Here is a 13177-nt window from a genome sequence, read left to right on the forward strand (position 1 = left end):
GGCCGATTGTCATGTTTTATTGATCGTCGCGTTGCATGGATAGGCGGCACTGATTCACTTTTTTGAGGAAACAACCGTGAGCCATCATACCGATAACCAGAGACTTTTCATTCCGGCCCTCGGCGGCCTTTATTCGTCGCTGCACACTTTTGCCGAAACCTTGCTGCGCGTCATCGGCGGCGGCGCATTGGTGACCCATGGCTATGGCAAGATCATGAACCCGTTCGGCGCAAGCGGCATGGTGGAGAGCCTCGGCTTCTACCCCGGCGCCTTCTGGTCCCCGCTGCTTTCGGCAACGGAGTTCTTCGGCGGCATCCTCATCGCCATAGGCCTTTTCACCCGCCCAGCCGCCTTCGCGGCAATGATCGTGCTCCTTGTCACCGTCTGGTTCCATTGGGGCGTACAGGGTCAAGGATATTCCGGCGCTGAGAAATCCATTCTCTGGACGGCGATCCTGTTCTTCTTCGTCATCCGCGGCGCGAACCGGCAGTCGGTGGACGGGCTGATCGGGAAGCAGTTTTAAAAGGAAAGGGAATAGGAAAGTAAATGCGTAAGGCAGATACGAAACGCTCCCTACTCACTTATTCCCTTACTCCCTTATACTCACGCCACTTCCGCGTCGTTCCCCTCCATCACCGGCGTCAGCGCCCGCTCAAAAATATCGGCGCAATGCTCCCAGGTGAATTCCTTGAGCGCCGCATCGGGATCGACGCGGCCCATCTTCAAAGCCTCGAGGCAGGCTTCGCGTAAGTCCTCGGACAACACCCCTGCCCCCGTCGCGCCGATCACGTCCTTCGCGCCGGGCACCGGAAAGGCCGCCACGGGCAGACCGCTGGCGATGGCCTCCAGCAGCACCAGCCCGAACGTGTCGGTCCGGCTGGGAAACACGAACACATCCGACCCGGCATAATAGCGGGCAAGCTCCTTGCCTTCCTTCTTGCCCACATAGACGGCATCGGGAAAACGAGCCTTCATCTCTTCCAGCACCGGCCCGTCGCCGACGACCAGCTTCGTTCCCGGCAGATCGAGCGAGAGGAAGGCCGGGAGGTTCTTTTCCGGCGCAACACGCCCGACGCAAAGAAAGACCGGATGCGGCAGGCCGAGATCGACCCGCGCGCGCGGCTTGAACAAGGCACGGTCGACGCCCCTCGTCCAGACTTTAAGATGCGTAAAGCCGCGCGCGGCAAGCTCGTCCCGGATCGACGGCGTCGGCACCAGCGTGCAGGCGGCGGCGTTATGAAAGCGCCGCAGAAACCCGTAGGACCATGACAGCGGCACCACCGGAAACCGCTCGGAAAGATATTCCGGAAAGCGGGTGTGGAAACTGGTGGTGAAGTGCCAGCCATTCTTGAGGCAGGCGCGCCGGGCCATGATGCCGAGCGGCCCTTCGGTCGCGATATGCACATAGGCCGGCTGGAGTTTGGCGAGCGCGGCGCGCACGGCGCCGGGATGAGTCAGCGCCAGCCGGATTTCCGGATAAGTCGGGCACGGGATCGAGCGGTAATCGGATGGCGATAGGATCGTCACCGCATAGCCGCGCGCCGTCATCAGGTCGCGCATATGAGTCAGCGTCCTGACGACCCCGTTCACTTGCGGATGCCAGGCGTCGGTGACGATGATAAGGCGCTTCATCAAGCCACGTTTGCCGGCCTTGGCAGGGAGCGCGCCGCCGGACGGCGGTCTTGGAGATCGATGACCGGCGCGAATCCGGCCTTCTCGCCGATGAGATGCGTCCACGAGATCAGCTCCATCGTCCCGTCGAAATGTTCGGCCACTGCCGTGCAACTCTCCACCCAATCGCCGGTGTTGATATATTCGACGCCGCCAATGGTCTCGATCGTGGCGTGGTGAATATGGCCGCAGATGACGCCGTCCACACCCGCGCGCCGCGCCTCCTCAGAGACAATGTCCTGAAACGCGCCGATGAAATTGACCGCCTTCTTGACGCGGAACTTCGCCCATTGCGAGAACGACCAGTAGCGAAGGCCCAGCAGGCGGCGCACCTTGTTCATGACTGTGTTGAAGGCAATGGCCGCGTCATAGGCCCAGTCGCCGAGATAGGCGATGAAGCGCGCATTACGCACCACCACATCGAACTGGTCGCCATGGATGACCAGGAATTTGCGCCCATCCGCGGTTTCGTGGATCGTGCGATCCATCACCTCGATGCCACCGAAATGCGTGCCCTGAAAATCGCGCAGGAATTCGTCGTGATTGCCGGCGATATAGATGATGCTGGCGCCCTTGCGGCTCTTGCGCAGGAGCTTCTGCACCACGTCATTATGCTCCTGTGGCCAATGCCAATTGCGCCGCAGCCGCCATCCATCAACGATGTCGCCGACGAGATAGATGGTCTCCGCATCGTGAAAGCGCAGGAAATCGAGCAGGAAATCTGCTTTCGCGCCCTTCGATCCCAGATGCACGTCCGAGATGAACAACGTGCGGTATTTCTTCGCCTCGTCATCCGCCTGCTTGCCCATCTCCAACTCCGTCCGTCTTTTGATGGTTCAATATTTGGCATGACTAAAAGCCGATTCATGTCACAAGCGTATGACGGCGCCTTTCGGGTCCCTCGCCCGCCTTGATTTCCACCGCGATTGAAAGTACCGCAAACATATCGAGGAGGAGCTCGAAAACTTCCATACGCAGGAGCTATGCGTGACACTTTCAGGCTTCGTTGCTTTTTCCACCGCTCTTGCGATTGCCGCGATCATTCCGGGACCGCAAATTGTCGCCATCGTCGCCCAGTCGGTTCGCTTTGGCTATAAACCGGCCGCCTGGCTGACAGCGGGCATGGTGATTGGCGACCTTCTTTATCTTGCGATGGCGCTGGCGGGGCTCGCCTATGTGGCGGAGGTTTTCACAGGGTTGCTCATCGTCATAAAATGGGCAGGTGTCGCCTATCTCTGTTTCCTCGCCGTGCAATTCTGGCGCGCCAAGCCGGAGGTCGAGGAAGCCGGGCCGGCCATGGCGCAGCGCAGCGGAAGCAGCCTGCTCTCGGGGATTCTGATCACGGTCGGCAACCCCAAATCGGTTCTCTTCTACGTGTCGATCCTGCCCACCGTTATCGACATCGCCACACTGCAATGGTCCGACGCCTTCGCACTCATAGCGCTGAGCGCCGTGATCCTGACGGTTACGCAATATCCTTTCGCGCTGGTCGGAGCCCGCGCCCGACGCAGCTTCCAATCTCCGAAAGCGCTGAAAATTATGAACCGCGGCGCAGCCCTGTGCATTGGCGGCGCGGCAGCGGCAATTGCAGCGCGGCAATAGGCGAGATCAAGCTCCCTGGCTTCTCTTATCCAAGGCATAGGAAACGGCGAAAACGCCGAGTCCCAGCACTGAAAGGGCAGCGCCGACATAGCCGGTGGCCGCGTAGCCATATCCATGAGCGATCACCAGTCCACCCAGCCAGGCGCCAAGTGCGTTGGCAATGTTGAAGGCGGAATGCATGGAGGCGGCGGCGAGCGTCTGACCGTCCCGCGCCACATCCATGAGCCGGGTCTGGATGGCCGGGCCTGCCGCGAAGGTGCAGCCGACGAGGAAGACGGCGAGCGATAGCAGAATCGGGCTCGCCGCCGTCAGGCCGAACATGGCCATGACGGCGACGTTGAACAGCAGCATTCCAAAGATCGTTCCCATCAGCGAACGGTCGGCGAAGCGGGTGCCAACGAGATTGCCTGCATTCATGCCCAGACCAAACAACGCCATGATGACAGGCACCATCGCCACCGGCATCGCGGCGACTTCCGTTGCCGTCGCCGCGATATAGCTAAAGATAGAGAACATCCCGCCGAAACCGCTTGCCGCCACCGCCAAGGTCAACAGCACTTGCGGGTGGGTAAAGGCAGCGAGTTCCCGCAAGACTCCGGCGCGCCCTTGGCTGGTGTCGCGCGGCAGATAGAGGAACAGCAGGACGATAGTGACGATGCCAATCGCGCCCACCGAAAAGAACATGACGCGCCAGTCGAGAACCTGCCCGAAAAGCGCCATCGCCGGCGTGCCGATAAGGGTTGCGACGGTCAGGCCCAGCATCACATAGCCGACGGCCCTTGCCCGCCTGTCGAGCGGCACCAGCGAAGCGGCCACCAGCGCGGCGACACCGAAATAGGCGCCATGCGGCAAGCCGGTCACAAAGCGCAGAATGATGAAGGTGGAGAAAGACGGAGCGATGGCGCTGAAGAGGTTTCCGGCAGCAAACACCCCCATCAGGACCAGCAGCAATGTCCGGCGCGAGCGCCCCGCCCCGATCATGGCGATGATAGGCGCGCCGATCACCACGCCCAGCGCATAGGCGCTGATGGCATAGCCCGCTTCCGGCAGGGTCACGCCGAAGCTGCGCGCCACATCGGGCAGCAGCCCCATGATCGCGAATTCCCCGGTTCCTATTCCAAAACCGCCGCAAGCAAGCGCCAGAATGACGAGCGTGAGTTGGAAGGCGTTAAGCTGCGATGAAGACGAAAGCTCGGGGTTCGCGGAGAGTGAACTGCGCACGGGAAAATGCCTGATTCGAAGCGACGCAGGCCAGGTGGAACCGGACCTGCGCGGGTAAGGATGGAGCGGGGAATCCCGCCTTTGGGACGGCTCCCTTTACACCTATTCGCTGCCTTGCGTAATGGGCTTCCCCCATTGGCCCGCCCTAAAAACGCCCCAGAAATAAAGCTTATTGCTTCGTCTTCCATGCTGGAGTGCCCCCAGGATGAATGCTTCGGTTCGCTGGAAATTCGGGCGCAGACAATCGCGATCGGGCCGCCTGACGGCTATCATCGCAGCCGCCCTCATGCTCTTGCCTTTGCCGGCCCTTGCCGCCCGGCGCTTCGACGTTCCGATAACGGCGCATGTCCTGCCTGATGGCAATGTGCGGTTCACCGTTCCTGTCCGCATCGGCGATGGCAGGCCGATGGCCGCAATGCTCGACACCGGCTCCTTCGGCTTGCGCGTGCTGTCGCGGGCGCTCGCGCCCCATCAATATGAGCCGACCGGCATAGTTAGAAGATACGACTTCCAGAGCGGCGTCGTGCTGACCGGGCCGCTCGCATGGACAAAGGCGCAGATCGGCACGCCCGGCCCCCGCATACCGGCCACCATTCAAGTTGTCCGCTCTATAGAATGCAGCAATGCCAAACCGCGTTGCCCCGCCGCAAGGCTGAGCCCGGCAGAATATGGATTGGGCGGGGACGGCATTCCGTATCAGGGCTTCGACGCGATTCTCGGCCTGTCGCTGCGCGGCGTACAGGCGCGGGTTGCGGCCCTCAATCCACTCGCTGACCACGGCGACCGGCGCTGGATCATCATCCTGCCGAAGCCCGGACAGCGCGCTCCTGGACATCTGATCATCAACCCGGACGAACGCGACGTGGCCGGTTTTCATCGCGTGGCGCTGGACCACATCAGGGGCCCGGGCGGAAGGCCGCAACTGGCCGACGGGCGCATCCCCAACTGTCCCGAAGAACCGCTCGAACAGCAGATGGATTGCCCGAAGATGAGGATCGACACCGGCGCCAGCCGTGGCGTCCAGCCATTCTACGATTACGAGATCCTCTTTAATGCTGCGCGGGGAGCTATCGCTGTCAAGCGACGCGAAGACTAGCCGTAACGAGTCGCTATCCTCCGATTTCCCCAGTTGAAACACCCTTCAGTACCACATATGCGGCAAAACGAACGCATGGGTTTATTTGCAAAGCGCGCTCTTTGGCCTATGAAGCCTGTAACAAGGAGTGCATTGCCATGGAATTGGGACTCAAGGGCCGCAAGGCCATCGTCTGCGCGTCGAGCAGAGGGCTGGGTAAGGCCTGCGCCGCGGCGCTTGCGGAAGCCGGATGCGATCTTGTCATCAATGGCCGCGATGTGGCCGTGCTGGAAAGCACGGCTCAGGAACTGCGCCGCTTCGGCGTATCGGTGACGGCGGTGGTGGCCGATGTCGCGACGCCGGAGGGCCAGAAGGCCTTGCTCGCCGCCTGCCCCGAGCCCGATATCCTCGTCAACAACAATGGCGGACCGCCACACCGCGACTTCCGCGAGCTCGACCGCCAGGCGATCCTCGACGGCGTGACGCAGAACATGGTGACCCCGCTCGAGCTCATCAAGGCAGTCATCGACGGCATGGTGGCGCGCCGGTTCGGCCGCATCGTCAACATCACCTCCACCTCGGTCTATAAGCCTATCCCCGGCCTCGATCTTTCCTCCGGCGCTCGCGCAGGCCTCACATCCTTCCTCGCCGGCGTTGCCCGTACGGTCGCCAAGGACAATGTGACGATCAACAACATCCTTCCCGGCGCCTTCGATACGGACCGCTTGCGCAGCGGCATCCGCTTCGGAGCCGAGAAGGCAGGCATTGCCCCGGATGAAGCAGCACAAAAACGCATGAGCGAAATTCCCGCTCGCCGCTTCGGACAACCTGAGGAATTCGGGCAGGCCTGCGCATTTCTCTGTTCCGCCCAGGCCGGCTATATAACCGGCCAAAATCTGATCATCGACGGCGGCGCCTATCCCAGCGCCTTTTGACCGGAAGCGAATAAAATGAGCAAACCCGTTAAACCCGCCTTTTCCGATTTCGATGAAGCTGCGCTGTTCTTCCACCGCTATCCCAAGCCCGGCAAGCTGGAAATCCAGCCGACCAAACCGCTCGGCAACCAGCGCGACCTCGCGCTTGCCTATTCACCCGGCGTCGCCGCGCCCTGCCTCGCCATCCATGCCGACCCTGCCACCGCTGCCGAATATACGGCGCGAAGCAATCTCGTCGCTGTTATTTCCAATGGCACCGCCGTGCTGGGCCTCGGCAATATCGGCCCCCTCGCCTCCAAGCCTGTCATGGAAGGCAAGGCGGTTCTGTTCAAGAAATTCGCCGATATCGACGTGTTCGATATTGAGATCGACGCAACCACCATCGACCGGATGGTCGAGGTGGTGGCCGCGCTGGAACCCACCTTCGGCGGCATCAATCTGGAGGACATCAAGGCCCCGGAATGCTTCGAGGTCGAGGAGCAGTTGCGCGCCCGCATGGCGATCCCCGTCTTCCATGACGATCAGCACGGAACAGCCATCATCGTCGCGGCTGCAATCCTGAACGGGCTGGAGCTTGCCGGCAAGGATATCGCTTCGGCCAAGATCGTCGCGTCAGGCGCGGGCGCGGCGGCCCTCGCCTGCCTCAATCTGCTCGTCAAGCTCGGCGCGAAGCGCGAAAACATCTTCGTCTGCGACATCGAAGGCGTGGTCTATGAAGGCCGAACCACGCTGATGGACCGCTGGAAAGCCGTCTATGCGCAGAAGACCGATGCCCGCACCCTCGCCGATGTCATCGGCGGCGCTGACGTCTTCCTCGGCCTCTCCGCCGCCGGCGTGCTAAAGCCGGAACTGCTCAAGCAGATGGCCCCGCAGCCGCTGATCATGGCGCTCGCCAACCCCACGCCGGAGATCATGCCGGAGGAAGCGCGCCGCGCCCGCGCCGACGCGATGATCTGCACCGGTCGCTCCGACTACCCGAACCAGGTCAACAACGTCCTTTGCTTCCCCTATATCTTCCGCGGCGCGCTCGATGTCGGCGCCACCGCCATCAACGAAGAGATGAAGCTCGCCGCCGTCCGCGCGATTGCAGCGCTCGCTCGCGAGGAGCCATCCGATGTGGTGGCGCGCGCCTATTCCGGCGAGACGCCGATCTTCGGCCCTAACCATTTGATCCCCTCGCCCTTCGACCCGCGCCTGATCCTGCGCATCGCCCCCGCAGTCGCCATCGCCGCGATGGAAACCGGCGTCGCCACGCGGCCCATCGAGGATATGGAAGCCTATTTCGACCGGCTGAACCGCTTCGTCTTCCGGTCGGGCCTCGTCATGAAGCCCGTCTTCACCGCCGCGCGTAGCGCGGAGAAGAAGCGCGTCATCTATGCGGACGGTGAGGATGAACGTGTGCTGCGCGCCGCACAGGTCGTCGTCGAGGAAGGCATCGCCATTCCCACCTTGATCGGCCGTCCGCAAGTGGTGGAAACCCGGCTCAAGCGCTACGGCCTCAAAATCCGCGCCGGAGTGGATTTCCAGCTGATCAACCCCGAGGACGATCCGCGCTACCGCGACTATGTCGATCTTTTCCTGAAATTCACCGGCAGGCAGGGCGTGACGCCCGAGACGGCGCGCACCATCGTTCGCACCAATTCCACCGCCATCGCGGCGCTGGCCGTCATGCGCGACGAGGCGGATGCGATGATCTGCGGCCTCGAAGGCCGCTTCGAGCGCCATTTGCGCCTCGTGAAGCAGATCATCGGCAAGGCCCCTGGCTTACGCAACTTCTCTGCCCTGAGCCTTCTCATCTCCCAGCGCGGCACGCTCTTCCTGACCGACACCTATGTCAGCGTCGACCCTTGCGCGGAAGAAATCGCCGAGATGACGGTGCTCGCCGCCAATGAAATCCGCCGCTTCGGCATCGAACCCAAGGCCGCGCTGCTGTCGCATTCCAATTTCGGCTCCAAGGATTCCGAAAGCGCCGAGAAGATGCGCCGCGCCACGGCCATACTCGGCGAGCTTCATCCGGAGCTCGAAGTGGACGGCGAAATGCATGGCGACGCCGCGCTAAGCCAAGCCCTGCGCGAGCGCGCCTTCCCGGCTTCGCGGCTGACCGGCGAGGCCAATCTCCTGGTTTTCCCGAACCTCGACGCCGCTAACATCACACTGACAGTGGTGAAAAGCGTCACCGACGCCCTCCACGTCGGCCCGATCCTCTTAGGCGCCGCCCGCCCGGCGCACATCCTGACGCCGTCGGTCACCTCGCGCGGCATCGTCAACATGACCGCGCTGGCGGTGGTGGAGGCGTCGCAAAAGCTGGAAGGCTGAACCCGCTTTACATCTACCTCACCGGCCAGCCCGGTGAGGTAGCGCGATGAATTAGAGCGGTTCATATTCTGATGGAATCAATAGGATATCATTTGGCACCGTTGCTGTAGCGTAGCGGGAGAGGCATGGATTCCTGTGACAAGCACAGGAATGACGGGGTGGAGATTGTTCTGCATCACTGAAAGCCGTTCTTGCCAGACGGAAGGTTTGAAACGGACCGCCAACAGCCAAGCAGCCGTCATTCCTGTGCTTGTCACAGGAATCCATGCCTCAACAGCTGTGCTGCCTCAACGAGGAAGAATACACGATCGCTTCCACCAAAAAAGTGAAATGCGCTAATACTCATTACCTTGGAAATACTTAAAGTTAACCATATGTTAACCATTTATATTTACCTTTTATTCGGGAGCACGGATTCGGGGCGCGCAACCGGGGAAAACAACCATCAAGCCTCGCTATTTCGGAAGAGCGTATGGCCTTGGCTAGGGGCGGATCGCCTGAGCGGGCTTAAAGGCGGTGAAGCACAACTGCCGGGTTTACCGAAACAGGGTGATGGATGTGATGACCAGATTTTTTCTCCTGATTGCCGTGGCGGCTCTGACGATTGCCTCCCTTGCCGCAGCGGTGCGCGAGGGCGAGGCTGCCTCCGCCGTTTGCGTCAAGCTGCAGCGGCAATTGGCTTTTCTCTCGAGCGGCCGCAGCCGGAGTTTTTACGTCCCTGATATCAGGCAGTTGCAGGATGAATTGAAACGAGCCCGCGCATGGGCTCGCTACGACGGCTGCGTGCGGGGATTGTTCAGCCAGCCCAATTATTCGCCGGAGTGCATCAGCCGCAACGCGGAGGTGTCACGGCTGCAGGCCGAGATCGCTCATGCGAAACAGGCAGCAAGATATGGCACCACCTCCTCCGGCTCACCCGCGGAGCGCAGGCGCATCATGGCCGCGCTCGAGGCTTACGATTGCGGCTCCCAGAAACGCTCCAAACGAATGGTCAATCAACGGCGGCAAATCCAGGAGGAAACCTATTTTTCCGACACCGCCTATGCGCCAGCCAAGCGCACCCGCAGCAAAGCCGCGCTTCGCCTCAAGAAAGAACGCGAGCAGGAGCGCGCCCGCGAGCGTCAGCAGGCGCGCGTGAGAGAAAGTGCCGTGGACAGAGAGTGGGAACGCGAGAGCGAACCGGTCAAGCCGCGCATGGAAAAGATAGCGGCGACCAATGAAGGCTCAGAGCCCGTGAAGCCGTATAATGTCAAAGGCGGCCTGCGCACCCTGTGCGTACGCACCTGCGATGGCTATTATTTCCCCATCTCCTTCTCCACGAACAAGAAATTTTTTGCCCGCGACGAAAGCGCGTGCTCCGCAATGTGTCCGGGCACCGAGGTGAAACTCTATTACCACAACGTCAAGGACGGGGACTCGGAGGACATGGTTTCGGCGGAAAACGACACGCCCTATACGGACCTGCCGACGGCCTTCAATTACCGCAAGCTGGCGGCAACACCCGGCTGCAGCTGCCAGGCGGCGACGCGTCAGAGCCATCCCGTCGAGGGCACCGAGGACCTTCTGAAGAGCAAGGAAACGCCCGGCGAAGACAGCCGCAAGGGCGACGCAGCTCCGGCCAAAATGTCGCCCTTCATCGGCATTCCGCGCCCGCGCCCTGACCCGGCGGCCGATCCCGAAACGGTGCTCAACACCGAAGGCGGCCTTAACCGGGAAGACCTGATCAGGCTGACGGAAAAAGATCCGGGCGCCATATCCGGCGCGAGCGGGGCGCGTGTCAGGGTCGTCGGGCCAACGTTCTTTCCCGACCGGCAAGAGGCAAAAGGTCTGCGAGCTCCGGGCCGGAGTGAAGCCCGGTAAGCGCCAGGCGCAGCGGCATGAACAGCGCCTTGCCCTTGCGCCCGGTCTTATCCTTCACCGCGCCGGTCCAGACCTTCCAGGTCTCGCGGCCCCAAGGCTCGGGCGGCAGGAGATCGAACGCTTCCCGCACGAAGTCGAGGTCTTCGGCTGAAAGCTCCGGCGCGGTCTCGGGACCGTCATGGACGATCCGCCACCACTGCGCCGCATCGCTCACCCGGTCGAGATTGCCGCGCACGGCAAGCCAGAACGCTTCTGCCTTGTCGCCCTCTATCCCCAGCGCCGCAAGCCGCGCCGCCACGTCCTCGAACGAAAGCGTATGGATGAGCGCGCGGTTGAGCGTGTCGAGTTCGGCAGGGTCGAATTTCGCCGATGATTTGGATGTCGCAGCCGGATCGAAATGCCCAGCCAGCGCAGCCATATCCGGCGCCGCCATCACATTCTCCGACGTGCCGATCAGGACCGCCAGCGAAGCAATTGCCATCGGCTCATAGCCCGCCTCGCGCAATGAGCCGACCGAGAGAGCACCCGAGCGCTTGGAGAGTGCCTCGCCCGAAATGGTCGTCAGCAGATTATGATGCCCGAACTCAGGCGGCTCCGCGCCCAGCGCCCGGAACAGCGCGATCTGCGCGCCGGTATTGGTGACGTGGTCATCGCCTCGTATGATATGGGTGATGCCCATGTCGATATCGTCTGCGACGGATGGCAGCGTGTAGAGGTATGTGCCGTCCTCGCGCACCAGCACCGGGTCCGACATCGAGGCGAGATCGACGGTCTGCGGCCCGCGCACCAGATCATCCCAATGCACCTCCGTGCGCTCTGGCGAAAACGGGTCGGTCTTGAAATTCGGCAGCAGGAAGCGCCAATGCGGCTTGCGGCCCTCCGCCTCCAAGGCAGCCCGCTCCGCATCGGTCAGCTTCAGCGCCTCGCGCCCATAGACCGGCGGCAACCGGCGCGCCAGGCGAAGCTTCCGCCGGCGTTCCAGCTCTTCCGCCGTCTCATAGCAGCGATAAAGCAGCCCTGCCTTTTTGAGCTTCTCCACCGCGGCGTCGTAAATGGCGAAGCGTTTCGACTGATATTCCACGCGGGCGGGCGCGATGCCGAGCCATTCGAGATCGCTCGCTATAGCCTCGGCATATTCGGTCTTGGAGCGCTCGACATCCGTATCATCGAAACGAAGGATGAACCGGCCATCATTTTTTAGCGCGAACAGCCAGTTGAACAGCGCCGTGCGCGTATTGCCGATATGGATATAACCCGTCGGCGACGGAGCGAAACGAACGGTTATGGTCATATTATACCTTAATTATGCACGGTCCCGGAACCGGTTCGTAACAGGATAACGCCTATCGCGTCCGAAATTCTTCTTTGTGATCTTCACCCCCGGCGCCGATTGCCGCCGCTTGTATTCGGCAAGAAACAGCAGATGCTCGATACGCCGCACCAGCTCGGGATCGTAGCCCCGCGCCGCAATGTCTGCCACGCCCATTTCGTTCTCGACAAGGCATTCGAGAATATCGTCGAGTACCGGATAGGGCGGCAGCGAATCCTGGTCCGTCTGGTTTTCGCGCAGCTCCGCCGAAGGGGCCTTGTCGATGATATTCTGCGGAATGACGGTGCCGGAGGGCCCAAGCGCCGTGGGCGGCACATTTTCATTGCGCCACCGGGCCAAGGCATAGACCTGCATCTTGTAGAGATCCTTGATCGGGTTGAAGCCGCCATTCATATCGCCATAAAGCGTGGCATAGCCCACCGACATCTCGGATTTGTTGCCCGTCGTCACTACCATCGAGCCGAACTTGTTCGAGATCGCCATCAGGATGGTTCCGCGCGCCCGGCTCTGCAAATTCTCCTCGGTCGTGTCCTCTTTGGTGCCCGCGAACAAAGGCTCGAGCGCCTGCATGAACCCTTCCACCGGCGCATGGATCGGCACGATGTCATAGCGGGTGCCGAGCGCGCGGGCGCAATCCTCCGCATCCTCAAGCGAATCCTTCGAGGTATAGTGGTATGGCAGCATCACCGCATGGACCCGCTCCTCGCCCAGCGCATCGACGGCAAGCGCCGCACACAGCGCCGAGTCGATGCCGCCCGAAAGCCCAAGCACGACATTCTTGAAGCCGTTCTTATTCACATAATCACGCAGGCCCAGCATGCAGGCGAGATAATCGGCCTCTTCCTTCTCAGGAATATTCGACATCGGCCCGTCGACGCAAACCCAACCGCTCTCCTCCCGCTTCCATGTGGTGACGGCCAGCTGTTCCTCGAACTCCGACATCTGGAAGGCCAGCGACTTGTCGGCATGGATGCCGAAGGACGCGCCGTCGAAGACGAGCTCATCCTGCCCACCCACCTGGTTGGCGAAGACGAGCGGCAGCCCGGTTTCGATCACCTGCCTGATCGCCGTCTGATGGCGCACCTCCACCTTGCCGCGATAATAGGGCGAGCCATTGGGCACGAGCAGGATTTCCGCCCCGCTTTCGGCGAGCGTCTCGCAGACGCC

11 protein-coding genes are annotated in these 13177 nt (G+C 61.7%); 6 read left to right on the plus strand and 5 right to left on the minus strand.

Features of this window, described 5'->3' with window-relative positions; translation table 11 throughout:
• Positions 1-76 precede the first annotated feature (76 nt).
• Positions 77-523, plus strand: a complete 447-nt coding sequence (locus ACOWVG_RS18420) for a DoxX family protein (protein WP_420963817.1) — start codon at positions 77-79, stop codon at positions 521-523.
• 80 nt (positions 524-603) lie between these two features.
• Here the strand turns inward: ACOWVG_RS18420 and ACOWVG_RS18425 are convergent, their stop codons facing one another.
• On the minus strand, positions 604-1632 hold the full coding sequence (locus ACOWVG_RS18425; RefSeq protein ID WP_420963819.1) for a glycosyltransferase family 4 protein: 1029 nt from the start codon (positions 1630-1632) through the stop codon (positions 604-606).
• Complete coding sequence (locus ACOWVG_RS18430; protein ID WP_420963820.1) at positions 1632-2480, minus strand: UDP-2,3-diacylglucosamine diphosphatase; 849 nt, start codon at positions 2478-2480, stop codon at positions 1632-1634. The genes ACOWVG_RS18425 and ACOWVG_RS18430 overlap by 1 nt, the downstream gene beginning before the upstream one ends.
• A gap of 178 nt (positions 2481-2658) precedes the next feature.
• Between ACOWVG_RS18430 and ACOWVG_RS18435 the strand changes: the two genes are divergently transcribed.
• Positions 2659-3273, plus strand: a complete 615-nt coding sequence (locus ACOWVG_RS18435) for a LysE family translocator (protein ID WP_420963821.1) — start codon at positions 2659-2661, stop codon at positions 3271-3273.
• 6 nt (positions 3274-3279) lie between these two features.
• Here the strand turns inward: ACOWVG_RS18435 and ACOWVG_RS18440 are convergent, their stop codons facing one another.
• Positions 3280-4494, minus strand: a complete 1215-nt coding sequence (locus tag ACOWVG_RS18440; RefSeq protein ID WP_420963822.1) for an MFS transporter — start codon at positions 4492-4494, stop codon at positions 3280-3282.
• Positions 4495-4699: 205 nt separating this feature from the next.
• Here ACOWVG_RS18440 and ACOWVG_RS18445 point away from each other — a divergent pair, with 205 nt between their 5' ends.
• The 4 genes from ACOWVG_RS18445 (at position 4700) to ACOWVG_RS18460 (ending at position 10680) form a co-directional block, all read left to right on the plus strand.
• Positions 4700-5590: a hypothetical protein gene (locus tag ACOWVG_RS18445; protein WP_420963823.1), complete on the plus strand. Its 891-nt coding sequence runs from the start codon at positions 4700-4702 to the stop codon at positions 5588-5590.
• A gap of 137 nt (positions 5591-5727) precedes the next feature.
• Positions 5728-6504: an SDR family oxidoreductase gene (locus tag ACOWVG_RS18450; protein WP_420963824.1), complete on the plus strand. Its 777-nt coding sequence runs from the start codon at positions 5728-5730 to the stop codon at positions 6502-6504.
• Between the two features lie 15 nt (positions 6505-6519).
• Positions 6520-8820: an NADP-dependent malic enzyme gene (locus ACOWVG_RS18455; RefSeq protein ID WP_420963825.1), complete on the plus strand. Its 2301-nt coding sequence runs from the start codon at positions 6520-6522 to the stop codon at positions 8818-8820.
• Between the two features lie 561 nt (positions 8821-9381).
• A complete protein-coding gene (locus ACOWVG_RS18460; RefSeq protein WP_420963826.1) occupies positions 9382-10680 on the plus strand; it encodes a DUF2865 domain-containing protein in 1299 nt (432 codons plus the stop codon).
• On the opposite strand, the gene gltX is transcribed toward ACOWVG_RS18460, so the two are convergent.
• Together gltX and ACOWVG_RS18470 are read right to left on the minus strand one after the other, a co-directional pair.
• Entirely contained in the window at positions 10598-11971 is a 1374-nt protein-coding gene (gene gltX, locus ACOWVG_RS18465; protein ID WP_420963827.1) for a glutamate--tRNA ligase, read from the minus strand. The genes ACOWVG_RS18460 and gltX overlap by 83 nt on opposite strands.
• Before the next feature lie 12 nt (positions 11972-11983).
• The coding region (locus tag ACOWVG_RS18470) for an NAD+ synthase (protein WP_420963828.1) at positions 11984-13177 on the minus strand (1194 nt) is incomplete at its 5' end.

This window comes from Brucella sp. IR073 (genome assembly GCF_049065735.1).
In the GTDB taxonomy this organism is placed as follows: Bacteria; Pseudomonadota; Alphaproteobacteria; order Rhizobiales; family Rhizobiaceae; genus Paramesorhizobium.

Coding starts and splice junctions, on each gene's coding strand:
- ACOWVG_RS18425 (WP_420963819.1), bottom strand. CDS start 1,632: ATGAAGCGCCTTATCATCGTCACCGACGCCTGGCATCCGCAAGTGAAC.
- ACOWVG_RS18430 (WP_420963820.1), bottom strand. CDS start 2,480: ATGGGCAAGCAGGCGGATGACGAGGCGAAGAAATACCGCACGTTGTTC.
- ACOWVG_RS18445 (WP_420963823.1), top strand. CDS start 4,700: ATGAATGCTTCGGTTCGCTGGAAATTCGGGCGCAGACAATCGCGATCG.
- ACOWVG_RS18450 (WP_420963824.1), top strand. CDS start 5,728: ATGGAATTGGGACTCAAGGGCCGCAAGGCCATCGTCTGCGCGTCGAGC.
- ACOWVG_RS18455 (WP_420963825.1), top strand. CDS start 6,520: ATGAGCAAACCCGTTAAACCCGCCTTTTCCGATTTCGATGAAGCTGCG.
- ACOWVG_RS18460 (WP_420963826.1), top strand. CDS start 9,382: ATGACCAGATTTTTTCTCCTGATTGCCGTGGCGGCTCTGACGATTGCC.
- gltX (WP_420963827.1), bottom strand. CDS start 11,971: ATGACCATAACCGTTCGTTTCGCTCCGTCGCCGACGGGTTATATCCAT.